Below are 23,808 nucleotides of genomic sequence, written 5' to 3'. Positions count from 1 at the left end.
GGCCTTATTTCCCCAGCTCTATCGACCTGAGCCGTGCCGCTTCCACGGCTTCGGTGACGAGCTTGGTCAGCCGATCGCCGCCCATCAGCACGGCAAGCGCCGCGGCGGTCGTGCCGTTGGGGCTGGTCACCTGCTGGCGCAGCACGCCCGGCTCCTCGTCGCTTTGGGCGGCGAGCGAGGCGGCGCCGAAGACGGTCTGCATGGCAAGCAACTTGGCGGTCGCGGCGGGAAGGCCGGCCTTCTCGGCGGCGATCGTCAGCGCCTCGATGAAGTGGAAGATATAGGCCGGGCCGGAGCCGGAGACGGCGGTTACGGCGTCCATGAGGCCTTCGTCGTCGATCGTCGTCACGACGCCGCTAGCGGAGAGCAGTTCGGTCACGAAACGGCGGACGTCGTCGGAAACCAGCGGATTGGAAAACACCACCATCATACCCTTGCCGATCGCCGCCGGCGTGTTCGGCATGCAGCGGATGACCGGCGCGAGCTCGCCCAGAATTTCCTCGAAGGTGGCGACCGGCGTGCCGGCGGCTATGGAGAGAAAGCTGGTCCTGCCGTCGCCGAAGCGCTTGTAGTGCGCCGTCACCTCGCGGATCACCTGCGGCTTTACAGCGATGACGACAAGATCGGGAACGGCGTCGGCCGGAATGCCTGCAGCGTCGGCTGCGGCGTGGCAGCCGAGATGTTCGGCGCGCCGGCGCAGTTCCGCGTTGGGCTCGACCACGAACACCGCTCGCGGCTCGAGCTTGGCGGATTTTAGCCAGCCCGAGAGCATGGCGTAACCCATATTGCCGCAACCGGCGAGAACCAGCCTGATCGTCATGAAAACCTCCGTAAGAAAGCCCTCCTTAGACGGTTGCGCCGCAACGGAAAAGGGCAGTCGGCAGGAGATCGATCGGCCAGGGTCGAAGCAATTCCAGGAAAAGTGTGAAGCGGTTTTCCGTCCGGAATTGCGCAAACCAACTAGTTTGAAAGGCGAACCGGGATCGGCCGCAGCGAGACTTGTCTCAAGCCAAGCACGCCCAGCACGAAGAATAGCCAGACGGGATCGCCGCGGTGGAAGAAGAAGCTTTCCAGGAAACCGTTCAGCGCCGTGAACAGCACCACCATCATGAAGAAGTCGCCGAGGAAGATGTTTTCCTTGCGCGCCGGGATGCGCATGTAGTCGCGCAAGGGGGCGATCAGGAAGGTGTAGACCGCGACGCAGAGCGCCGGGATGCCCATCAGCACGGCGATGTCGAGATAGCCGTCATGGCCATGCACGATGGTGCGAATATCCCAGGGCCGGTCGAAGGGCTGGTCCTGGTTGAGCAGCAGCGGCGTGCCCCAGAAGCTTTCATAGCCGTAGCCGGTCCATGGTCTCTTCGCCAGCATCTCGCCGGCGAACTCCCAAAGCGTCGTGCGCCCCGTATAGGTCAGGTTCGGGAAATAGATCGCCGCCAGATGCTTCACCGGTGGGATGAAGACGATGCCAAGCGTGCCGACGGCCGTCGCGATGATCGCCAGCGCGAACAGGATCGGCGTCCCGAGCCGCATGCCGATGAGGCTGGGGAGCACGACGATCATGATCGAGAACGGGATCAGCCCGGCGGTCGTCTTGGAGCCGGTGTGCAGCATGAAGATCATCGCCGCGCAGAAGATGCCCGCGCCCCACCAGCGTTGGCCGCGCCGGAACAGGTAGAGCCCGGCGAAGCTGAAACAGGCCATCACCGGACCGGCGATGTTCTTGTGGGTGAAGACGCCGCGCCACAGGCCGGCATGCTCGGGCTCCTGCGAGTCGGCGGTATGCAGCGCCTCATGCGGGAAGACGATCAGTCCGATATAGGAAAGGCCGATCACCACGACGGCGGTGAAGATCACCACCCTGGCGAAGGAATCGGCTTCGCGCGGCAGTACCAGGATCGTCGCCATGGTGATGATGCCGATCATGGTGAAGGAGGCGGCGCGCATTGCCGCCGGCGGATCGGTGGCGAGCACCACCGACAGGAAGAAGAAGCCCAGCATCAGCGCCCAGGACGGGCTCACCAGCGAGCGCGCCACGCGCGGGTCGGCGAAGGCCAGCAGCGAGAAGATGGAGGCCGCGCCGAGCGAGCCGAAGCCGAGCTGGTTGACGATGTCGCCGCCGTCGCCGGTCAGTTCCGCGCCCGCCGGCTGGAAGGGCCGGAACGAGACGATGATGACGGTGAACAAGAGCGCGGCGATAGCCGTCGCCAGACCTTCCTTGGTGAAGGCGGCGCTGAGCGGGGCGCGCTCAGTTCTTCTCAGGCTGTCGGTATTGCTCATTGGCATATCCGAATTCGGCAAGCACCCGGCCGAGCGCGACATAGATTGGGTAGAGGCCGCTCGTCAGCGAGCCGGTGCGCGCCAGCCGGATGGCGCCGCGCAACGGCGAGGCCGCAAGCAGCGCCAGGCTCTTCAGGAATACCTTAAGATCGGCAAACGGTGTGCCGGCCCGCTTCTTCTTTTCGACAAGCGTCGAGATCACGCCATTGCGCAGGCTGCGGGCGCGGATCCAGTCGGCCTCGACGCGCCGGGCCGGCACTGTCTCGTTGACTTTTGCCTCGGCGCACCAGCCGAGCACGAAGCCTTTCTGCGCGGAACGGCTGAGGAAGTCGGAATCGCCGCCGCCCATGAAATTGAACCTAAGATCGAGGAAGGGCGGTCCCATGGCCTTGAGCACGTTGCGCCCGACCAAAAGGTTGCCGGATGAATAAAGCGCCGGCACGCGGCCCGTTTCACGATAGGGTGGTGCAAAGACCGGATGTTCGGCCCATCTGGCGTGGCTCGGATCGGCAAAGACCGGCACTTGCGGTCCGCCGACAATGTCGGCTTGAAGGCTCTCGGCCGCCTCGCACATGCGCTCCAGCCAGTCCGGCTCGGCGATCTCGTCATCATCGATGACCAAAAGGTGCTTGAAGTTGGGAAACTGCAGGATCGCCGTCTGCCAGCCGGCATTGTAGGCGCTGCAATTGCCGCGCTCATGCGCGATGATCGCCATGCCTGGCATCTCGCCTATTTCGAACAGCGGCAGCACCGCGCCCGCGCCCTCGCGCGCCTCGGCGTCGTTTTCCATGACGATAACGGCGAAGCGTCGGTCGGTCCGCTGCGCTTTGAGCGAAGCCAGGGTTTCGAGCACCTGCTTCGGCCGCTTGAAGGTCGGCAGCGTCACGACCGCCTCGACGGTCTCGGCGGCAAGCCCTGGCGACCGCCCCGCGATCGATACAGAAGCGTCGGACGGCAAAGGGATCATCCGTTTCCAGCAGCGTGGGTTCCGGGCCCTCGATAGCATCGTGGTGATAACGCTTCGTTAATCACCTTCTCGTCCGCCTGTCGGAAATGGCGGGTCTTTGGCCTTTGACAGTGCCATTTAATCAAGGCTTCACCGCGTTTTGCTACCGGCTGCAGCCAAGGATAGGTGAAATGCATCTGCTGTTCGCCACATCGATCGTGCCTGATGGCGCTCTCGCCTCGGGCTACGAGATTGCCAACGCCGCGATCATCGACGCGCTGCGGCGGGCCGGCGTGCGCGTGACGGTGATCGGCTTCATCTGGCCGGGAAAGGCCCCGTCCGATCCGCAAAACACCATCGTGCTCGACGCCGTCGAGGTTCGCACCGAAAGCGCTTCGCCGCTGCGCAAGCTTGCCTGGCTGGGCAAGGCGGTTCTCTCCGGCCTCACCTTTTCCTCGGTCAAGCTGCGCGTCGTTCCTGATGCCGAGGTTCGCGCCGCCATCGAGCGCGCCGGTCCGTTCGATGGCTATGTCCTGAACTCGGTGCAGTTCGCCGGCGCTTTCGAAAAGGCGCTCGCCGACCGTCCATTCGTCTTCGTCGCGCACAATGTCGAGCATCGCTCGGCCGAGGAAAATGCGGCCGAGGCCGGCAGCGCGCTTCAGCGCTGGATGTTCCGCCGCGAGGCCAGGCTCCTCAAGGTCATGGAGGAGCGGCTCTGCGGCGCCGCGCGTTTTGTCTTCACGCTGGCCGAGGAAGACCGCGCCGCACTTGGCGTCGCCTCCGACCGGCGCTCTGCGGTGCTGCCGCTGGTGACCCGCGCGCAGGCGCCCGCAAGCAAGGCAAAGCGCCATATCGATTGCGACGCCGCGCTGATCGGCACCTGGACCTGGCAGCCCAACCGCATCGGCCTCGACTGGTTCCTGAGCAAGGTGGTGCCGCATCTGAAGCCGGATTTCCGCATCAGGATCGCGGGCCACATGCCCTCCGGCGTCAGCTCGCCGCATCCCGGCGTCTCCTTCGCCGGCAGGGTTCCGGATGCGCAAGCCTTCGTGCGCGGCGCCGCCGTCATCCCCTTGATCAGCACCGCCGGCAGTGGCGTGCAACTGAAGACCATCGAGACCTTCGAGCTCGGCCTGCCGTCCGTCGCCACCAGCCGCTCGCTGCGCGGCATCGGCTATCGTCCCGACAATTGCGTGGTGACCGACGATCCGATTGCCTTCGCCGCCGCTCTCCAGGCGGCCGCGGCCAATGTCCGCGACGTCGACGGCAGCGCCTTCCATCGCCGCCAGCTCAAGGCGCTCGACGCCGCGATCGGGCTTGGCCTGGAGAAGCTCGGCGCCGTCAGGCAGGAGGCCGCCGCATGAACATGCACAGCGCGCGCGCCGCCTTCGGCTTCGATACGCTCAAGACCATTTTGGGCATTCCGGTGCTTGCCATACGCTGGGACGAGGCCATCGCCCTGCTCACCAGGCTGATCGACGAGCGTCGCTTCACCAAGGTGAGCTTCCTCAACGCTCACAATGCCAACCTTGCCTGCACCGATCCGGTCTTTGCCGAGGCGCTGGAAGACTTCCTTATCCTCCCCGACGGCGTCGGCGTCGACATGGCGGCAAAGCTGCTTTACGGCGCGCCTTTCCCCAGCAACCTCAACGGCACCGATTTCATTCCGGCCTTCCTGCAGGCCTCGTCGCACCCGCTGACCGTGGCGCTGCTCGGCACGACGCGCGCCAATGCCGAGGCCGCGTCCACGAAGCTTTCGACGCTCGCCATGCAGCACGAATTCGTCGTCATCCATGACGGCTTCTTCTCGGCCGCCGAGGAGCCGGCGATCCTCGAGCGTATCGCCAGGCTGCGGCCGGACGTGCTGCTCGTCGCGATGGGCGTGCCCCGCCAGGAATTGTGGATCGAACGCCACATCGACAGCCGCCATTGCACGCTGCCGGTCGCCGTCGGCGCGCTGCTCGATTTCATGAGCGGCTCGGTGCCGCGCGCCCCGCTATGGCTGCGCCGGCTGCGGCTCGAATGGCTGTTCCGCCTATGGATCGAACCCGGCCGCCTGTGGCGTCGCTACATCGTCGGCAATCCGGTCTTCCTGTGGCGCGTCGTCAGGCAGAAGCTGTCGCTCGGGCCGCGGCCAGCGGAGGCGCGCCGGTGAACAGCCGCTTCGTGCCGGGTACCTCCACCGCCATCGAACAGCTGCCGCGAATGCCCTCGGCTGCGATCGTCACGGCAAGCTACGCTCCCGATTTCGAGCGCTGCCGGCTTCTGTGCGAAACCATCGACCGCCATGTCACCGGCGTGGCGCATCATTACATCCTCACCGAGCATCGTGATGTCGCGCTGTTTCGCCAGCTGGAAGGCAGCCGTCGCAGCGTCGTCGACGAGCGGGACCTGTTGCCGCGTTGGCTGCGCGTGTTCGACGATCCGCTGAGCGGCTTCCGCCGCCGTGTCTGGCTGAGCCTGAAAACGCAGCCCCTGCGCGGCTGGCATGTGCAGCAGCTACGCCGGATTGCCATTGCCGGGCAGGCAAAGGAGGACGTGCTGGTCTTCTGCGATTCCGACGTCGCCTTCCTGAAACCCTGCGACGCGAACGCCTTCTGGCGCGACGGCAAGGTGCGGCTGTTCCGGCGCGACGGCGTGCTGGCGGGCGATGGACACGACGAGCATCGCATCTGGTCGCGCAATGCCGGCGCCGCGCTCGGCATCGATGCTGCCAATCAATCGAGCCACGACTACATCTCGACGCTGATCGCCTGGCGCCGCGAGACGGTCAACGCGATGTGCGAGCGCGTCGAGAAGGTGCATGGCCGCGACTGGGTCGGCGTCGTCGGTTCGGCGCGCCGGTTCTCCGAATGCATGATCTATGGCCGCTATGTCGACGACGTGCTTGAAGGCGCCGGCCATTTCCATGGTTCGGAGGAATTCTGCCGCGTCCATTGGAACGGCGAGCCGCTGTCGGATGAGGAATTCCGTCGCTTCATCGACACCATGGCGCCGGAACAGGTGGCGATCGGCATGCAGTCCTTCATCGGCACCGATATCGGCCGCATCCGCCGCCTGATCGGTCTTGATTAGCCTGCGAAGGATTCAGGTCAGGCCGAGTCGAAAACAGCGGCTTCCGAGAACCGGAGCGGAGCGTACTAAAGTACGTGAGCACCGGAAGCGCAGGAAACCGCTGTTTGCAGGCCGGCCTCACCTGAATCAGATCGCCTTGGCCGGCCGGCGCATGGCCGAATAGGTCAGCAGCATCGAGGCGAGATAGAGCAGCAAAAAGACGATGTTGAGCGACAGGACCAGATTGGCCGTGTCGGGGATGGTCGTCAGCACATAGGTGAGCAGAACGGCCTTCAATCCGGCGAGCAGGCCGAGATTGATCGCCCGCACCGCCGTCTGGCCGCGCGCGAAGAGAAGCTCGGCCTGGTATTCGACGAGGTTGCGCAGGCCGGGCACTGAGACCGCGAGCGCCACCAGCGGTGCCGCCTCGGCGACATTCTTGCCGAGCGCGGTCGGGAAGAAGTGCAGCACGACGCCGAGCGACACGAGCGCGAGCGTCGAGACCAGGAACACGCCGCCTTCGATGCCGCTCTTGACCGCCAGTCGCGACAGCAGTTCCGGCGCCCGCATCATGCGCTGCACCAGCATCATCGAGAAGGTGCGGATCGGGATTGCGGTGAGGTCGACCAGCCGCATGATGATGGCGTAGATGCCGGCCAGATGCGGTCCGCCGATCGACAGCACCAGGAGCTTGTCGAACTCCATCTGCAGATAGAACAGCACTTCGGATCCGGCGACATAGATGGAATCGGCGAGCCGTCTGAAATAAAGCTCGGCGCGCAGCCTCAGCCGCTGGCGCGGATAGAAGAAGACGAAGGCGACGATGAGCGAGGCGGCGTTGGCGCCGATGTAGAACAGCGACCAGGCGCCGATGCTGTGCTGCGCGCCAAGCATGAACAGGATCGCGCCGACTGCCCTGAGCGCCGTCGCCAGGATGGCGAGCACGGCCGCCCGCCCGAACTTGCCGAGCCCGTTGTTGACGATCAGCGCCACTTCGACCGGCCGCCACAGAAGCGCTTCGGCGAAGACGACCGCTGCGAAAACCGATAGCGGCACGGTGCCGGAAAAGAAGATCAGATAGACGCCGTAGGAGGCAGCGGCGAGGAACGGCAGCGACAAGACGCCGAGAAGCAGGAAACCGGCGGTGAACGTGCCGATCAGGTTGGGGCGGATGGTGGCGGTGCGGTATAGCGCCGAAATGAATCCGAAGGCGAGGATGCGCGACAGCATGATGCCGGCGGCCGAGGCGGTCGCGAACATGCCGAACTCGGCGATCGAAAGCGTGTTGGCCAAAGCCACGAAATAGGCCAGCGAGAACACCAGCCGGCCGCCGGCGCCGCTGATCGCCGAAAAATAGTCGGACACCAGTTTCCGGCGGGTGGCCACGAAGCGGCCGATCCGCGCGAAAGTCCGCCTTTGCGGTATGTCGCTGGCCTGGGTCATATCCGGGGCGATACATAGGCTGGAAAGTTTAACGCGGCGTTCTGGCGTCCGTCTCGACGGCGCTGAAATGCCGTGAGCAAGGCGAAAAACTATTCCCGTCGAGGCGCAAAATTAACCGTTTGTTTCCTATGCCTGTTTAGCGTGGCTTAACGATTGGCCGATCCGCGCGCCCAAGCCGCCAGAGGGTAAGTTCCAGCACAATGGTCGACAGGGATAACCGTGATGACTGGAGGCGCGAGCGTTCTCTGCTCGCGCTCGGCCAAGCCATGCGTGGCGACGACAAGACGGTCTCGATCGGCGACCGGGCCAATTCTTCCTGGCGCGAGGACGCAGCCGCGCGCCATCGCGCCGCGCGTTCCGAGCGCGAAGAAAAGTTGAACCCGCGTCCCGCCGAGACCAGCGGATTTGACCATGATCAGGCGGAACCGGATTCGGATCCGGCCGAAACCGGGGACGACCGGGCGGGAAGAAATCGGCCCGCTTTGTTCGAGCAGGGCTACGGGGCCACTGCGGAAGGCCGCCAGCCACAGGCCGCTCCCGAACCTCGCCATGCAGGCCGGCCGCCTGCCGTCGGCGATTCCGAGGAGTGGAAACCGCTGATCGACCCGATGCAGGTCGTTCACGGCATCACGCGATCCAAGGCGTTGATCCTGTCGACAACCATCCTGGGCGCGGCGCTCGGCGTCGCCATCGCCTTGTCGACGCCGAAGAAGTATGAGGCCACCACCGACGTCATTGTCGACCCGCGCGACCTCAAGCTCACCGATCGCGACCTGACGCAGAACGTGGTCGCCTCGGACGCGACCCTCGCCATCGTCGAGAACCAGGTGCGCATCCTCACCTCGGGCACCGTGCTCAACAAGGTCGTCACCGATCTCAACCTCACCAATGACCCTGAGTTCAATGGTCAGGGCAAGGGTGGCTTCGGCCTGATGTCGACGCTGCGCTCGATCCTGTCGCGCCAGGATGCCGGCGCCGCGGACGAAGCGCGCAAGCGCGCGCTGGCGGTCAGCAATCTGTATGACAGCCTCGACGTCGAGCGCGGCGGCAAGACCTTCGTGGTCTCGGTCAGCGCCACCACGCAGAACGCCGAGAAATCCGCCTTGATCGCCAACACCATGGTCAAGGCCTTCAGGCAGATCTCCAGCGAGATCCAGTCCAGCACGGCGGGCCGCGCCAACGACGAGCTCACCGGCAGGCTCGGCGAATTGCGCAAGGGCGTCGAGACGGCCGAACGCCAGGTCGAGGATTTCAGGGCGACGCACGACCTCGTCGACGCGCAGGGCCACCTGATCAGCGACGACCAGATGCTCAAGCTCAACGAGCAGCTTTCCGTCGCCCGCGCCCGCACGCTCGAGCTCAATGCCCGCGCCGCCTCGGCCCGCTCGCTGAACGTCAATTCGGTCCTTAGCGGCACCTTGCCCGAGGAAATCAACTCCAACATGATGAGCGAGCTACGCTCGCAATATGCGGCGCTGAAGCAGGAAGCCGATCGCGCCGAGGTCAGGCTCGGGCCCCGCCATCCGGAGATCGAGGCGCTCAACGCCCAGCTCGCCGGCGCGCGCGAGCGCATCGGCGCCGAGCTGCAACGCATCGCGTCCTCCCTGCAGGTCGACCTGAAGCGCTCCGTCCAGCTCGAGCAGGATCTGTCGTCGCGCCTGGCGCAGGCCAAGGTGCAGAGCGGTGACGTCAACAACAATCTGGTCTCGCTGCGCGAGCTGGAGCGCGAGGCCGCCGCCAAGCGCTCCGTCTACGAGCAGTTCCTGCTGCGCGCCAAGGAAACCGGCGAGCAGAAGGACATCAACACCGCCAACATAAGCGTCATCTCGGACGCCTATGCGCCGCTGCAAGCCAAGGGACCGTCGCGCGCGGTGATGGCCTTGGCCGGCCTGATCGCCGGCCTGTTCGCCGGCATCGGCCTCGGCGGGCTGCGCGGCGTCTATGCGAGCCTGCGCGAGACGGCCGATAACCGCTCGCGCCGCAGGATCGAAGACCGTCCTTCTGCGCTCGAGAGCAATTCCAATCGCGCCGCGCCGCCGCTCGTTACGCCGCCTGCCTCGCCCGTCGCTCCGCCACCGCCTCCGGCTTTCACGCCGCCGCCCGCCGCGTCATTCACGCCATCGCCGGCTGCGGCCTACACACCGCCGCCTGCCTCACCTCCAGCGCCGCCTCCGATGACGGCAGCCGCGCCGGCTCCAGTCCAACCTGTCGCGCCACCGCCGGAACCGGCCAACGATGCCGGTCGTCCGGGGCTTTTCGGCTCGCTTGCCTCGGCGGTTCGCTATTTCGTGCGGCGCGAGCCGGCCGAAACGGTGGATATGGACTCTGTTCCGCCCGAAAGCGCCTGGCGCGCGCCCAGCCGGGAAGAGCGCTATTCTGGGGCTCAACCATCGGCGCGGGAGAATTTCCGGCCGCCATACGAGCAGGGCTATTCCTATTCGTACCAGCCGGACCATGGCCGGACCGATCCCTACGAGGATCGTTATTCGGCATCGGCGGCACCCTATCATCCGCGGTCGCCGGCCGCCGGCGAGGCAGGCCAGCCCTCCGCCGGCCAGCCCCCCGCCGGCCAGCCCCCCGCCGATCAGCAGGGCGAGATCGACGATATCCGCGCCAGCCTGCGCGAATTTCGCGAGGCGGTGCGCGAGCTGACCGAAAGCCGCACGCGCCGCCGCTATTTCTAAACCGCCCGTATTTCTAAACCACTCGCGGTTCGATAAAAGCGGCCGGTTTCGGGTTTACGGCATCCGACGACGCTTTGACGGGATTGCCTTGTCGAATTTTGGTGAAAATGCCGCGCTGCATTTCGGCCGCAAGCGTCTCGCTTTGGTGGATCGACAATGCCGATCGAGGAATGGGGCCATGCATAGATGCAGGCCCCGAAGCGAAGCTGAGGGTTGGTGATGGCCGAAGTGATTGATGGAAAGAGTGTCGCCGAGGACGTGGTTTCGAAGGTCAAGGCTCTGACCGCGGAGCTGTCGGCCAAAGGAGCCACCAAGCCTGGCCTTGCGGTGGTGATCGTCGGTGAAGACCCGGCAAGCCAGGTCTATGTCGCGTCGAAATCGCGCACCGCCAAGGAATGCGGCTTCCATTCGCTCCAGCATACGCTGCCGGCCGACACCACCGAGGAACAATTGCTGAAGATCATCAGCGATCTCAACGCCGACAAGTCGATCCACGGCATCCTGGTGCAACTGCCGCTTCCCGGCCATATCGACGCCGGCAAGGTCATCCAGACCATCGCCCCGGAAAAGGATGTCGACGGCTTCCACTTCATCAACGTCGGCAAGCTCGGCACCGGCGAGCTCGACACGGCCTTCGTGCCCTGCACGCCAGCGGGCTCCATGCTTCTGATCGAGCGGGTGCGCGGCAAGGACCTTTCTGGCCTCAACGCCGTCGTCGTCGGCCGCTCCAACATCGTCGGCAAGCCGATGGCCAACCTGCTGCTCGCCGCCAACTGCACGGTCACCATTGCCCACAGCCGGACCAAAGACCTGCCAGCCCTGGCCCGCACCGCCGACATCCTGGTCGCCGCCGTCGGCCGTCCGGAGATGGTCAAGGGCGATTGGGTCAAGCCCGGCGCCACCGTGATCGACGTTGGGATCAACCGCATCCCGGCGCCCGAAAAGGGCGAGGGCAAGAGCCGCCTGGTCGGCGACGTCGCCTATGCCGAAGCGGCCAAGCTCGCGGGCGCCATCACGCCGGTCCCCGGCGGCGTCGGGCCGATGACCATTGCCATGCTGATGGCGAACACTGTAGCTTCCGCCTACCTCGCGGCCGGATTGAAGCGGCCGTCCTTCTGATTTTGAGAAAGCCTTTGCATTGCCGAACCTGATTGCTCCCGTTGAACGGCCGATCGCGAACGATCCCGTTCAGGGCGGCCGTCAGTTCGGTTTTCTCTTGGTCGACAAATTCTCGATGTTCTCGCTTGCCGCGGCCATCGACTGCTTCCGCTCAGCGAACCGCCTGCTCGGCCGCGATTTCTATGGCTGGACGACGATTTCGGCCGATGGCGACGCGGTGATGGCCTCGAACGGCCTGCCGCTGAAGATCGACTATTCGGTCGCCGACATGCCGCCGGTCGACATCCTGTTCGTCTCGGTCGGGCTCACCACCGAATTCCCCGGCAAAAGCAAGGTGCTGGCGGCGCTGCGCAACTGGGGCCGGCGCGGCAATGCGCTCGGCGCGCTTTCGGTCGGCTCCTATCTCTTGGCCGAGGCCGGACAGCTCGATGGCTATCGCTGCACGATCCATTGGGAGAACCGCGCCGGCTTCATGGAGCGTTTCCCCGACATCAACTGCACCGGCAATGTCTTCGAGATCGACCGCAAGCGCTACACCTGCGCTGGCGGCACCACCTCGATCGACCTGATGCTGGAGATCGTGCGCGGCGATTTCGGCTCCAATCTCGCCAACGGCGTCGCCAACCAGTTCCAGCACGAGCGCATCCGCTCGGCCGGCGACCGCCAGCGCGTCGGACCGGAGCGCGACCTCACCGGAAAGTCGGAAAAGCTCAGGCGCATCGTCGAATTGATGGCCGACCATCTCGACGAACCGCTGTCGGCGGTGCAGCTTGCCAAGTCGGCGGGCCTGTCGGTGCGTCAGGTCGAGCGCCTGTTCCTGCGCCATTTGAGCGTGACGCCTGGCCGCTACTATATGCGGCTGCGGCTCGAACGCGCGCGGGAATTGCTGCGCCAGACCAACATGCCGATCCTCGATGTGGCGATCGCCACCGGTTTCACCTCGCATTCCTATTTCGCGCAGAGCTACCGGCTGCAGTTCGGCCGTCCGCCATCGGAAGAGCGGCGCACCACTTATTGAGTGACTCGCCGGCCTTCGGACTTGTCTCCGAATGCCGCCTCAAATAGCTTTCGCAACGCGGACGAGGGTTGCTCTCAGGAGATTTCCATGGCGGGACTGATACGGAGCGTCGCTGCGGCGCTCCTGCTTTTGTCGATGACCAGTTTCGGCTTTGCCGCCAACAAGGTCATCATCATCCTTGATGCATCAGGCTCGATGTGGGCCCAGATCGACGGCAAGCCGAAGCTGGAGATCGCGCGTGAATCGCTGCGCACGGTGCTGCAGTCGGTTCCGGCCGACGACGAGATCGGCTTCATGGCCTACGGCCACCGCACCAAAGGCAGCTGCGACGACATCGAGCTGATCGTGCCGCCGCAAGCTGGTTCCGCCAGCGCCATCTCGTCGGCGGCCGACAGCATGAAATTCCTCGGCAAGACGCCGCTCACGGCCGCTGTCAAGCAGGCCGCCGAGGCGCTGAAATACACCGAGGACAAGGCGACGGTGGTCCTGATCACCGACGGTCTGGAGACCTGCGGCGGCGATCCTTGCGCGCTCGGCAAGGAGCTGAAGGAAAGCGGCGTCGACTTCACCGCCGATGTCGTCGGCTTCGGCCTGACCGCCGACGAAGGCAAGCAGATCGCCTGCCTCGCCGAAAACACCGGCGGCAAATACATCCAGGCCTCCGACGAGAAGGCGCTGCAGGAAGCCCTGGTCGAGACCGTCGCGGCTCCCACTCCAGCCCCCGCGCCGGCGCCCGAACCGGCGCCGGCTCCCGCGCCCGAATCGGCCAAGCCGGAGTTCAATTTCATGCCGAGCGTGGTCTTGGCCGAGGGCGGCGATCCGATTACCGACGGCAATGCCTGGGAGATCTACAAGGCAGAGTCCGACGGCACGCGCGGCGACCAAGTCATGACCGAATATGGCGTGCTCAAGACCAATATCGAGCCGGGCGACTACATCGTCGTCGGCCGCGATGACGAGGCAAGGAGCGAGCAGAAGATCAAGATAGAGGCTGGCAAGACCTACAGCCCGTTGTTCACGCTGAACGCCGGCGCTTTGGTCATTCATCCGCATGCTAGCCAGGGCTCGGAGATCAGCGGCGAAGCGCGTGTCGACTTCGCCTACCCTGGCGGCAGCACCACGCACTATGGCGACGCCAAGGCGACCGTCCCTGCCGGCGAGCAGAAGGTGACGGTGCAGATCGGCGCTGGCACTGCGACCGAGACCGTCCAGCTTGCTGCCGGGCAGACCGTCGAGAAGGACATCGTCGTCGGCGTCGGTCATGCCGTGCTCAACGCCTACTACACCGCCGGCGGCGACAAAGCCGACAATTCCGGCATCGGCTTCGAGATCGTCAAGGCGAAGAAGAAGATCGACGGCTCACGTGAAAGCGTGGAGCATTCCTACGGACCTGACAGCAAGTTCTGGCTGCCACCGGATGATTATGTCGCGCTCACCACGCTCGATCTCGCCGTCGTCGAGCAGCCCTTCAGCATCAAGGCCGGCGACAATCAGGACGTGAAGGTGGCTCTCGGCGCCGGCGTGCTGGCGATGTCGGCGCCCGGCGCCTATTCGATCGAGGTGCTCTCGTCGAAGAAGGATATCGAGGGCAAGCGCAAGTCGCTCGGCCTGACCTATGGTGATAATTGGCAACAGACGGTCCCCGCCGGCGACTATGTTGTCGTGCGCCACATGTCCGCTGAAGGCCAGGAGAAGGAAATGCCGGTGACGATCAAGGCCGGCGAGCGGGCCGAGATCACCGTTCAGTAGACGTTGCGGTTAGCGAACGAACGAAAAAGGGCGGCTCCGAGCCGCCCTTTTTCGTAAGGCACATTGGGGAAGAGATCAGGCATTTCCAAACGCGGCGGCGCCGTGATCGGCCCGCCCGACCAACTGCCGGAAGCCCGCGAACAGCTCACGACCGAAGCCGAACTCGTTGCCGATGAGGTCGGCCTCCGCCGTGCGGCGCAGCGCGAATTCCGTTCCCGGCACCAGCACTTCCAGCGTGCCGGCGTCGGCGTCGAGCCGAATGACGTCGCCGTCATGGATCCTGGCGATCGGTCCGTCCTCGACCGCTTCCGGCGTCACATGGATTGCCGCCGGCACCTTGCCGGAAGCGCCCGACATGCGCCCGTCGGTCACCAGCGCCACGCGCTGGCCGCGATCCTGCAGGATGCCGAGCACCGTGGTCAGCTTGTGCAGCTCCGGCATGCCGTTGGCCTTCGGGCCCTGGAAACGGATGACGGCGACGAAGTCGCCGGTGAGCTGGCCGGCCTTGAAGGCGTCGTTCAGCCCCTGCTGGCTGTCGAACACCTTCGCCGGCGCCTCGATGATGCGCCGCTCGGGCTTGACCGCGGAGGTCTTGATCACTGCATGGCCGAGATTGCCGCCCAGCACCTTCAGGCCGCCAGTCGACTGGAATGCCTGCTTCACCGGCGCCAGCACCTTCTCGTCGCCGCTCTTCAACGGCGCCGCCTCACGCACCACGCCGCCGTCGTCGCCGAGCCGCGCTTCGACTGCATAGGGCCGCAGGCCTTCGCCCCACACCGTCTGCACGTCTTCGTGGAGCAGGCCTTCGTCGAGCAATTCGCGGATCAGGAAGCCGAGACCGCCAGCGGCATGGAAATGGTTCACGTCGGCAAGCCCGTTCGGATAGATGCGCGCCAAGAGCGGCACCGCCTCCGACAGGTCGGAGATATCCTGCCAGGTCAGCGCGATGCCCGCCGCGGCGGCCATCGCGATCAGGTGGATGGTGTGGTTGGTCGAGCCGCCGGTGGCGTGCAGGCCGACGACGCCATTGACGATCGAACGCTCGTCGATCATGCGTCCGACCGGGGTGTAGGCATTGCCGAGCGCGGTGATCGCCAGCGCCCGCTTGGCCGCTTCCCTGGTCAGCGCGTCGCGCAACGGCGTGCCCGGATTGACGAAGGAGGCGCCGGGTGTGTGCAGGCCCATGATCTCCATCAGCATCTGGTTGGAATTGGCGGTGCCGTAGAAGGTGCAGGTGCCAGGGCCGTGATAGGATTTGGACTCCGCCTCGAGCAATTCCGCACGGCCGACCTTGCCCTCGGCATAGAGCTGGCGGACCTGGGCCTTCTCGTCATTCGCGAGGCCGGTCGTCATCGGCCCGGCCGGTATGAACACCGCCGGCAGATGCCCGAAGGTGAGCGCCCCGATCACCAGCCCGGGCACGATCTTGTCGCAGACGCCGAGGAACACGGCCGCGTCGAACATGTTGTGCGACAGGCCGATCGCGGTTGCCATCGCGATCACGTCGCGCGAAAACAGCGACAGCTCCATGCCGGGCTGCCCTTGGGTGACGCCGTCGCACATCGCCGGCACGCCGCCGGCGACCTGAGCAATGCCGCCGGCCTCGCGCGCGGCTTCCTTGATCAGTGCCGGGAACGTCTCGAAGGGCTGATGCGCCGACAGCATGTCGTTGTAGGAGGTGATGATGCCGAGATTCGGCACGCGGTCGCCGCCGAGCGCGATCTTTTCGGACGGGCTGCACACGGCAAAGCCGTGGGCGAGGTTGCCGCAGCCCAGCACCGCGCGATTGGCGGTACGGCTGGAAGCCTCCGCGATGCGGCCGAGATAGGTTTCGCGGCCGGCTTTCGAACGTTGGCGGATGCGTTCCGTGATGGCTTCGATATCGCGTCTGGCTGTCATGGTCCGTCCTTTCGAGCCCGGCAGCGTCCTCCCAGCGCCGTCGGGACGTCATGTTGCAATCAGGGTGCCCAGAACACTTCTACCGGTCTCGGCGCCGCCTCGAGCACCCTGCGGATGGGCTTCTTCGCGCCAGGACCCATCGCGCCGTTGAACGCGGCGCGCTTGTCCTCGCCTTCGATATGGAGCGCGACGAAGCCGGCGGCAACGATGCGCGCCATTGACAGCGTCAGCCGCGGCTCGCCGCCGCTCGCCGCGTGCACCGGCAGCACGATCCGCCGCGAGGCAGGGTCGAGCAATTCCTCGAGGTTGCCGGCATCGGGAAAGAACGAGGCCGTATGGCCGTCGCCGCCCATGCCGAGGATCACCACGTCGAGCGGCCAGGGCAGTGCCCGCAGTGCTTCGCTGTCCGCCGCGGCTGCGTCCTCGATGCTTGCCGCCTCATGGTAGAGCGGCACGAAGCGCGCCGCGGCTGCCTTGTTCTGGAGCAGGTTCGCCGCCACCAGCCCGGCATTCGAGCGCGGCGAGGACGGCGGCACGAAGCGCTCGTCGACCAGCGTCACGATGACCTTGTTCCAGGCGATCGGCGTGGTGGACAGCACGGCGAAGAGCTTCGCCGGCGTGGTGCCGCCGGACACGGCGAGCAGCGCGGTGCCGCGTTCCGCGATGGCGCCGCTCAGCCGCTCGGCAATCTGCCCGGCCAGCGCCGTCGCCAGATCCTGGCGATCGGCAAAGCCGTTCCAGCCGTAACGGACTTCGCTCAATTGCTCTCGTGCCATGTCCGTCCGTCACGTTCGATCAAGGCAATCGAGGCCGACGGCCCCCAGGTTCCAGCCGTATAGCCCTGCGCTTCCTGCCTGGCGCTTTCCCAGGCGTTCTGGATCGGGTCGATCCACTTCCAGGCCGCTTCGACCTCGTCGCGGCGCATGAACAGGGTCTGGTTGCCGCGCACCACATCCATGATCAGTCGCTCATACGCGTCCGGCGCGCGTCCCTGGAAGGACTGCGCGAAGCTCATGTCGAGCGAGATTTGGCGCAGCCGCATGCCGCCCGGTCCCGGGTCCTTGATCATGATGTACTGCTTGACGCCTTCGTCCGGCTGCAGCCGGATCACCAGCTGGTTGGCGAAGATCGGCCCGGCGCTCTCGCCGAAGATCGAATAGGGGATCGGCTTGAACTCGATGACGATTTCCGAGACGCGGGTGGCGAGCCGCTTGCCAGTCCTCAGGTAGAACGGAACTCCGGCCCAGCGCCAGTTGCCGATCTCGGCCTTGATGGCGACAAAGGTCTCGGTGTTGCTGTCCTTGCCCAGCTCCTCGATGTAGCCCTTGACCGGACCGCCCGCCGAGGCGCCGGCGCGATACTGGCCGCGCACCGTGTGCTTGGGCGCCTCATTGCCGTTGATGCGCTTCAGCGCCCTCAGCACCTTCAGCTTCTCGTCGCGGACGGCGTCGGCGTCCATCGACGACGGCGTCTCCATGGCGACCAGGCAGAGCAACTGAAGCATATGGTTCTGCACCATGTCGCGCAGCGCACCCGCCTTGTCGTAGTAGGTTACGCGATCCTCGAGACCCACTGTTTCGGCGACCGTGATCTGGACATGGTCGATCTGAGCCGAGTTCCACAACGGCTCGTAAAGCGCGTTGGCAAAGCGCAGCGCCATCAGGTTCTGGACCGTTTCCTTGCCGAGATAGTGGTCGATGCGGAAGATCTGGCTTTCGTGGAAATCGTCACCGACAGCGTCATTGAGCGCCCGCGCCGAGGTGAGGTCGCGGCCGATCGGCTTCTCCAGCACGATGCGCGAGCTCGGCGTGATCAGCTTGTGCTCTTTGAGCTGGTGCGAGATGTCGCCGAACAGCGCCGGCGCCACCGCGAGGTAGAAGGCGCGGATGCGGTCGCTGTCGCCGATTGCCTTCTTGAGTTTGTCGAAGCCGGCGCCGGTAGTCGCGTCCGCCGAGACATAGGAAAGCCTGGCCAGGAAGCTCTCCAGCTCCTTGGCGTCGATATCGGCCGGCTTCACATGCTGCGATATCGCCTTCTTGGCGAAGGCTTGGAATTCGGCATCGGTCATCTTCGCGCGCGAGGTGCCGATGATGCGCGTCGGCTCGGAGAACTGGTGGCCGCACTGGCGATAATAGAGCGATGGCAGGAGCTTGCGTTCCGACAGGTCGCCGGTGCCGCCGAAGATGATGAAGTCGAAGGGATCGACAGGAATGATCTGGCTGGTCATGGTCAGTCCGATTTGATGCCTGGTGCGGGCAGCGTGGTTGCTATATTCTAATCGATTTAAATTTTCCAGTGCCATGGTGTCACATGTGAGGGCCAATCGCTTGCACTTGCATCGGTCCACATGTTTCCCGACACTCACGCTGCCGGCAGGCTTGTCGGCAAGCCATGGCTTCCGGATGTGTTCGCGACTGCAGCATAGAACGCGAATGTGACGAAAGCTAAGGGAGATATCGCCGTCCGGGGCAGCAGCCGGAAATTCAAGAATTGTGGAAATCCAATGAGCGGGAAAGCCATGCGTCTGGAAAACAAGGTCGCCATCATCACCGGTGCCGCGTCGGGCTTCGGCGAAGGCATGGCCAAGCGCTTCGCCGAAGAGGGCGCGCGCGTCGTCGTCGCCGACCTCAACGCCAAGGGCGCCGAGCGGGTGGCCGAAGAGATCGGCGAGAGCGCGATCTGGACTCAGACCGACGTTGCCCTGCGCTCCGAATTCGACGAGATGATCTATGCCGCCAAGAGCGCTTTCGGCCGCATCGACATCATGGTCAACAATGCGGGCTTCACCCATCGCAACGGCGACATGCTCGGCGTCGATGAGGAAACCTTCGACCTGATCACCGCGGTCAACATGAAGGCGATCTATCACGCGGCGCTTGCCGTCGTGCCGATCATGGACCGGCAGGGAGGCGGCGTCATCCTGACCACGGCCTCGACGGCAGGGCTTCGGCCGCGGCCAGGCCTGACCTGGTACAACGCCTCCAAGGGCTGGGCGATCACCGCCACCAAGTCGATGGCGGTCGAGCTGGCGCCGAAGAACATCCGCGTCAACTGCCTCTGCCCGGTCGCCGGCGAGACCGGCATGCTGGAGAAGTTCATGGGCGCCGACACGCCGGAGATCCGCGAGAAATTCCGCGCCTCGATCCCGCTCGGCCGGCTTTCGACACCCCTCGATATCGCCAACACGGCGCTGTGGCTCGCCTCGGATGAAGCCGCCTTCATCACCGGCGTGGCGCTCGAGGTCGATGGCGGGCGTTGTATCTGAGTCGCTTCAGGAAGCGCATGGCGGTTTCAATTGATTATTGCGCCGCCCCCAATGCCAGAAGCGGGCCTGCGACCTGGTGAAGGCTGAGCCGCGCCACGCGCGGCGGAGATTGACTCGACGTCACGGCGATAGGCATAACGAACAGGGGCTGGGTCGCGATGAAGGCGGGTCTACAGGAAATTCGCAAGAATTTGGCGTGGCAGCTGCGTCTGTTGCGGGCCAGGCACGCCCGGGCGCGAAGCAAGACGACTTTCATTGGCGTTACCGGAAGTTCGGGCAAATCGACGACAGCGAGTCTGCTCGGACATATCCTGGCCGGTCGCGGTGCGGTTCATGCACAAGTCCTGGACAACACCATCAGACCGCTGGTCAGCATGCTCTACAGGCGCATGGCGAAGGGCGGCAAAGCCGACTACGCCATCTTCGAGGCTGCCGCCTCCGGCCCCGATACGATCAGGCCGATGGCGGAATTGCTGCGGCCTCATATTGCCGTCATCACGATGGTTCGGCTCGAACACGCCTCCCGGTTCAGGACCCTGGAGAATGTCGCCTGCGAAAAGGGGGCGCTCGTCGATGCGTTGGAGCCGGGCGGCTTTGCCGTGCTCAATGCTGACGACCCCAACGTGGTTGGCATGGCATCCGGCCACCGCTTCGTGACGTTCGGGGAGTCCGAGGCTGCCGACTATCGTGTCTCGGGCATCAGCGCCGCGTATCCGCGCACCCTCAGCTTCCGTCTGCACTGGCGCACAGGCGTGCTTAACCTTGAAACGCCGTTTCCAGGCGAGCATTTCTGGCTGCCAACGGCAGCAGCGGCGGCTACTGCGCTTGAAATTGGAATTCCTCCCCAGGTTGTGGAGGAAAGGGTGAGGACATTTCAGCCGCTGGACAATCGCTGCCAGGTGCTCATTCCTGAAGGTGGTCCGCATTTCATCGTCGACTCTGTCAAAGCGCCTTGGCACTCGCTGGCTCTTGCCTTCGACATGGTGGCAAAATCGACTCTGGGAAAAAAGCGGATCGTTCTTGGCCAGCTCTCGGATTTTTCAGATTCGGATGCAAAATACGCCCGCGCTTACAAAAGCGCGCGCGAGATTGCGGAGCAGGTGATCTACGTTGGAGAACATGCCCATCGCTCGAAAGCCAATCAGGCTGATCGCGGCATCGGCCGCTTCGTCGAATTACGGGCACCGAAAGATGTCTCGGACCATATCAGGCGCACGGCCGTGGCGGGCGAGTTGATCCTACTGAAAGGCTCCTCCAACCTTCATCTGGAACGCGTCGCGCTCGCCTGGGCGCACGACGTCAGATGTTGGATTCCGGAGTGCGGCAAACGGGAAAGTTGCCAGACTTGCGGCCTCTACGAAGTGCCGTTCGAGGAACACAAGTCCTTCCTCGCAAATCGCAGGCTCGAGCGCAGAAAACGTCGCTTCGGACGGCTGCTTGGCGGGTCAAGCTTTAGGCGCCGGTCTTGACGTAGCTTTTGTAGACCCAGCCGTGCTTGCCGTTATAGACGATCTCGCACCATTGCTTGCAATTCATCACCTGCACCGATGCCTTGGCCGGTACCGTCGTGATTGCGGATGCACCCTTCTTCGGGCCCGAGCGCATGGTCACGGCCCTCAAAATGCGCCCGTTTGCGGCCGCGCTGACTTTTTGAGATTTCGGCTTGGGCTGGGCCGCACCGTCCGTCGCTGCCGGCTGCGGATCTGGAACCTGCGGCTTGGCTTCGGGAATGGCGGCGGTTTGGGCACCGTCCATCTTGTCGCCCGGCTTCTTCGCGGCCGCCGGCGTCTCGCTCGCGGGGGCGGCGACCTGCGACAGCGCGTCCGAAGCGTCGTTCTCGACGGCGGGCTCGGCGAAGGCCGTATCGGTTGATTGCGCGGCGTTCAGGTCGGCGGCCTGCTTGGACGGGGCAGGTTGATCCTCGGCCTGGTCCTGCGGGGTTTTCGGGTCCGAAGCCGTCCAACGGGGGCTGTTCGACGCCAGCGCCGGAATGCCGGCTTCGCGAGCCGCTGTCGCCGGCGAAACCGCGTCCGCCTTGCGCGCGGTCTGCGGCGCCGCTGCAGCCACTGTGACCGCGGCTGCCGCCGGAGCGATTTTCGTGGTCTTCACCGGGATTGTCGGAACGGTTTGCGCGGCATTGGCCGCGGCCACTTGACGGTCATTGCCTGGAACGCACAGCCACAGCGCCACCGCGGCCACGCCGAGCAGCGCGGCGGTGCCGACCGCAGCAATGACCAGATGCGCGTTCGACTGCATCCTCTGCCAGAAGGATGGCCGCACGCTATAGCCGAACTGCATTGTGAAGCGCTGCCGTTCCGGCGTGCCGAAACTGAAGGGCTCGTTCACTCAAACCACCTCCAACAAACGGGCCGACGTTCTTTCGATCATTGCCGTAACGATTGGCTTCGATCGGCATCGGTCCCGAAATCTTTGCGGGCAGGCCCGCGAAATCCCCGGATTTTCGCCCATAATCGCATCTTTTACTATTGATTATGGCATGAGTGAGCCAATTTGCGAAATTCCGCGCGCTTGTTAACGCTTCCACAACCTGCCGCATGGAAGTCGCCAGCGTCGAATCGGTGGCTTCGGCTGGCCGGCCGGCTTCAAATCCTGTCGCGCAGCGCGAACCAATTGAGCGCCAGGAACAAAAGCGGCGCGCGCCAGCGCCGACCGCCCGGGAAGGCGGGGATTTTCAGATCCTCGATCAGTTTCAAGCGGTCGCGATTGCCGGCAACGGTCTCGGCATAGAGCTTGCCGAAGAAGTTCGACAGCATGACGCCGTGGCCGGAATAACCGCCGATCGAAATCACCTTCGGCATCACTTCGCGCACGAACGGCTTCCTCGGCATTGTGATGCCGACATAGCCGCCCCAGCCATGCGTGATCTCGACATCCTTAAGGTCCGGGTAGAGTTCGGCGATCTGCCTGCGGATGTGGATATGGATGTCCTTCGGATCGTTGACGGCATAGACCTCGCGGCCGCCGAACAACAGCCGGCCGTCTTTCGACTTGCGGAAATAGCGCACCACGAAGCGGGAATCGTCGACCGACTCGCCGCCAGGCAGCACCTTGGAGGCGGCGCCGAGCGGCACGGTCGCGCCGATGAAGGAACCGATCGGCATGATGTGAGCCGCGCTCACCGGCTCCAGGTTGCCGCCATAGGCATTGACCCCGATCAGGCATCTGTCGGCTGCGATCGTGCCCCTGGGCGTCGTGACCGTCACCTTGCCACCGTTGGAAGCGATACCGGTGGACGGCGTCCGCTCGAACAGATGCGCGCCGGCGGCCGTGGCCACTCTCGCCGTGCCGATCACCAGCTTCAGCGGGTGGATGTGCCCCGTGCCGGTGTCGCGGGCCCCGCCGAAGTAGCGCGTCGATCCGAGCCGCTCCGCTGTCTCCGCCGCGTCCATGAAGCTGACATGCGGGTAGCCGAAGCGGTTCGCCATGATCTCGGCGTGGCGCTTGTAGTCGTCGACATAGCGCCGCTTGTGCGCCACCGAAAGCTGGCCCGGCATATAGTCGATCTCGATTGCGTTGGCGGCGGCGAAGTCCAGAAGATGCGCTTTGGCTTCTTCCGCCATGTCGAACAGCGCCCTGGCGCGGGAGAGACCGTATTCGGCCTCCAACTCCTCTGCCCAGGCGCGCTGGCCGGTGCCGAGCTGGCCGCCATTGCGCCCCGATGCGCCATCGCCGAAGCGATAGGCATCGATCAGCACGACATTCGCGCCTGCCTTGGCCAGATGCGCAGCGGCTGAAAGACCAGTGAAGCCGCCGCCCATGATCACGACATCGCAGGTTCGGTCGCCATCGAGAGGCGAGTATTCAGGACGCGGTCCAGCTGTGTCCTCGTACCATGAACGGCCGGGAGAGATGGGGGATTGGTAGGGCATGATGCTCTGCAGTAGGGGAGTAGGGGAGTAGGGGAGTAGGGGCAGTGGCTGAAAAAACAGGCTCCTACAAGGATTTAGTGGTCTGGCAGCAGGCAATGGATTTGGCTGTCTCGGTCTACAGCGCGACGAAATCCTGGCCGAAGGACGAACTCTATGGACTTACCAGCCAAGTGCGCCGCTCCGCAACTTCAGCGCCCTCGAATATAGCGGAGGGTTACGGCAGAGAGATTCGAGGCTCCTATCAGCAGTTTCTCCGCATCGCTCAAGGGTCGCTGAAGGAATTGGAAACGCAGCTTCTGATCGCTGAACGTATAGGCATTGCGTCGCAAGCAACAGCCCAATTATTAGCCGGCACTGAAAGCGTCGGGAAGCTCCTTCGACTTCTGATCCGAAAGTTGGCAGCCGACTAGGCTCCCCTACTCCCCTACTCCCCTACTCCCCTACTCCCCTACACGTTCAAC

19 protein-coding genes are annotated in these 23,808 nt (G+C 64.6%); 10 read left to right on the top strand and 9 right to left on the bottom strand.

The features are described 5' to 3' along the window. Positions 1-4: 4 nt before the first annotated feature. The 3 genes from proC to FJ956_RS28270 form a co-directional block, all read right to left on the bottom strand. On the bottom strand, positions 5-820 hold the full coding sequence (gene proC / locus FJ956_RS28280) for a pyrroline-5-carboxylate reductase (protein WP_140684058.1): 816 nt from the start codon (positions 818-820) through the stop codon (positions 5-7). A 140-nt stretch (positions 821-960) separates the two neighbouring features. Continuing rightward, positions 961-2,280 (bottom strand): O-antigen ligase, encoded by a 1,320-nt coding sequence (locus FJ956_RS28275; RefSeq protein ID WP_140684060.1) that lies wholly within the window; start codon positions 2,278-2,280, stop codon positions 961-963. After that, positions 2,249-3,247 (bottom strand): glycosyltransferase, encoded by a 999-nt coding sequence (locus FJ956_RS28270; protein ID WP_140684062.1) that lies wholly within the window; start codon positions 3,245-3,247, stop codon positions 2,249-2,251. The genes FJ956_RS28275 and FJ956_RS28270 overlap by 32 nt, the downstream gene beginning before the upstream one ends. A 170-nt stretch (positions 3,248-3,417) precedes the next feature. On the opposite strand from FJ956_RS28270, the gene FJ956_RS28265 reads away from it, so the two are divergent. From FJ956_RS28265 to FJ956_RS28255, 3 genes are read left to right on the top strand one after another with little or no spacing between them, the layout of a single operon-like run. Next, a complete protein-coding gene (locus tag FJ956_RS28265; protein WP_140684064.1) occupies positions 3,418-4,590 on the top strand; it encodes a glycosyltransferase family 4 protein in 1,173 nt (390 codons plus the stop codon). Then, positions 4,587-5,381, top strand: a complete 795-nt coding sequence (locus tag FJ956_RS28260; protein WP_140684066.1) for a WecB/TagA/CpsF family glycosyltransferase — start codon at positions 4,587-4,589, stop codon at positions 5,379-5,381. The genes FJ956_RS28265 and FJ956_RS28260 overlap by 4 nt, the downstream gene beginning before the upstream one ends. Continuing rightward, entirely contained in the window at positions 5,378-6,301 is a 924-nt protein-coding gene (locus FJ956_RS28255) for a DUF6492 family protein (RefSeq protein WP_140684068.1), read from the top strand. Before FJ956_RS28260 ends, FJ956_RS28255 begins: the two co-directional genes overlap by 4 nt. Positions 6,302-6,427: 126 nt before the next feature. On the opposite strand, the gene FJ956_RS28250 is transcribed toward FJ956_RS28255, so the two are convergent. Beyond that, on the bottom strand, positions 6,428-7,723 hold the full coding sequence (locus FJ956_RS28250; RefSeq protein WP_140684070.1) for a lipopolysaccharide biosynthesis protein: 1,296 nt from the start codon (positions 7,721-7,723) through the stop codon (positions 6,428-6,430). A 200-nt stretch (positions 7,724-7,923) separates the two neighbouring features. Here FJ956_RS28250 and FJ956_RS28245 point away from each other — a divergent pair, with 200 nt between their 5' ends. The 4 genes from FJ956_RS28245 (at position 7,924) to FJ956_RS28230 (ending at position 14,293) form a co-directional block, all read left to right on the top strand. Beyond that, positions 7,924-10,407, top strand: coding sequence for a GumC family protein (locus FJ956_RS28245; protein ID WP_140684080.1), 2,484 nt, complete (start codon positions 7,924-7,926; stop codon positions 10,405-10,407). Between the two features lie 219 nt (positions 10,408-10,626). After that, positions 10,627-11,526: a bifunctional methylenetetrahydrofolate dehydrogenase/methenyltetrahydrofolate cyclohydrolase FolD gene (folD, locus tag FJ956_RS28240; protein WP_140684082.1), complete on the top strand. Its 900-nt coding sequence runs from the start codon at positions 10,627-10,629 to the stop codon at positions 11,524-11,526. A 19-nt stretch (positions 11,527-11,545) separates the two neighbouring features. After that, entirely contained in the window at positions 11,546-12,544 is a 999-nt protein-coding gene (locus tag FJ956_RS28235; RefSeq protein WP_140684084.1) for a GlxA family transcriptional regulator, read from the top strand. Positions 12,545-12,631: 87 nt separating this feature from the next. Beyond that, positions 12,632-14,293: a VWA domain-containing protein gene (locus FJ956_RS28230; RefSeq protein WP_140684086.1), complete on the top strand. Its 1,662-nt coding sequence runs from the start codon at positions 12,632-12,634 to the stop codon at positions 14,291-14,293. Between the two features lie 75 nt (positions 14,294-14,368). Here the strand turns inward: FJ956_RS28230 and edd are convergent, their stop codons facing one another. From edd to zwf, 3 genes are read right to left on the bottom strand one after another with little or no spacing between them, the layout of a single operon-like run. Next, entirely contained in the window at positions 14,369-16,192 is a 1,824-nt protein-coding gene (gene edd, locus FJ956_RS28225; RefSeq protein ID WP_140684088.1) for a phosphogluconate dehydratase, read from the bottom strand. A 59-nt stretch (positions 16,193-16,251) separates the two neighbouring features. After that, positions 16,252-16,968, bottom strand: coding sequence for a 6-phosphogluconolactonase (gene pgl / locus FJ956_RS28220; protein ID WP_140684090.1), 717 nt, complete (start codon positions 16,966-16,968; stop codon positions 16,252-16,254). Then, on the bottom strand, positions 16,950-18,419 hold the full coding sequence (gene zwf, locus FJ956_RS28215) for a glucose-6-phosphate dehydrogenase (protein ID WP_140684092.1): 1,470 nt from the start codon (positions 18,417-18,419) through the stop codon (positions 16,950-16,952). The genes pgl and zwf overlap by 19 nt, the downstream gene beginning before the upstream one ends. A 291-nt stretch (positions 18,420-18,710) precedes the next feature. Between zwf and FJ956_RS28210 the strand changes: the two genes are divergently transcribed. Both FJ956_RS28210 and FJ956_RS28205 read left to right on the top strand, forming a co-directional pair. Then, complete coding sequence (locus FJ956_RS28210) at positions 18,711-19,457, top strand: SDR family oxidoreductase (RefSeq protein ID WP_140684100.1); 747 nt, start codon at positions 18,711-18,713, stop codon at positions 19,455-19,457. A 158-nt stretch (positions 19,458-19,615) separates the two neighbouring features. Continuing rightward, entirely contained in the window at positions 19,616-20,926 is a 1,311-nt protein-coding gene (locus tag FJ956_RS28205) for a Mur ligase family protein (RefSeq protein ID WP_140684094.1), read from the top strand. On the opposite strand, the gene FJ956_RS28200 is transcribed toward FJ956_RS28205, so the two are convergent. Further along, complete coding sequence (locus FJ956_RS28200; protein ID WP_140684096.1) at positions 20,910-21,803, bottom strand: SH3 domain-containing protein; 894 nt, start codon at positions 21,801-21,803, stop codon at positions 20,910-20,912. The genes FJ956_RS28205 and FJ956_RS28200 overlap by 17 nt on opposite strands. A gap of 257 nt (positions 21,804-22,060) precedes the next feature. Beyond that, the gene (locus tag FJ956_RS28195; protein ID WP_140684098.1) at positions 22,061-23,347 is read right to left on the bottom strand and encodes an FAD-binding oxidoreductase; all 1,287 of its coding nucleotides are present in this window, start codon (positions 23,345-23,347) and stop codon (positions 22,061-22,063) included. Positions 23,348-23,391: 44 nt separating this feature from the next. Here FJ956_RS28195 and FJ956_RS28190 point away from each other — a divergent pair, with 44 nt between their 5' ends. After that, complete coding sequence (locus FJ956_RS28190) at positions 23,392-23,757, top strand: four helix bundle protein (RefSeq protein WP_140679342.1); 366 nt, start codon at positions 23,392-23,394, stop codon at positions 23,755-23,757. Positions 23,758-23,808: the final 51 nt, after the last annotated feature.

This window comes from Mesorhizobium sp. B2-4-3 (assembly GCF_006442815.1).
Taxonomy (GTDB): domain Bacteria; phylum Pseudomonadota; class Alphaproteobacteria; order Rhizobiales; family Rhizobiaceae; genus Mesorhizobium.
This window is presented reverse-complemented; position numbering and strand designations above follow the sequence as displayed.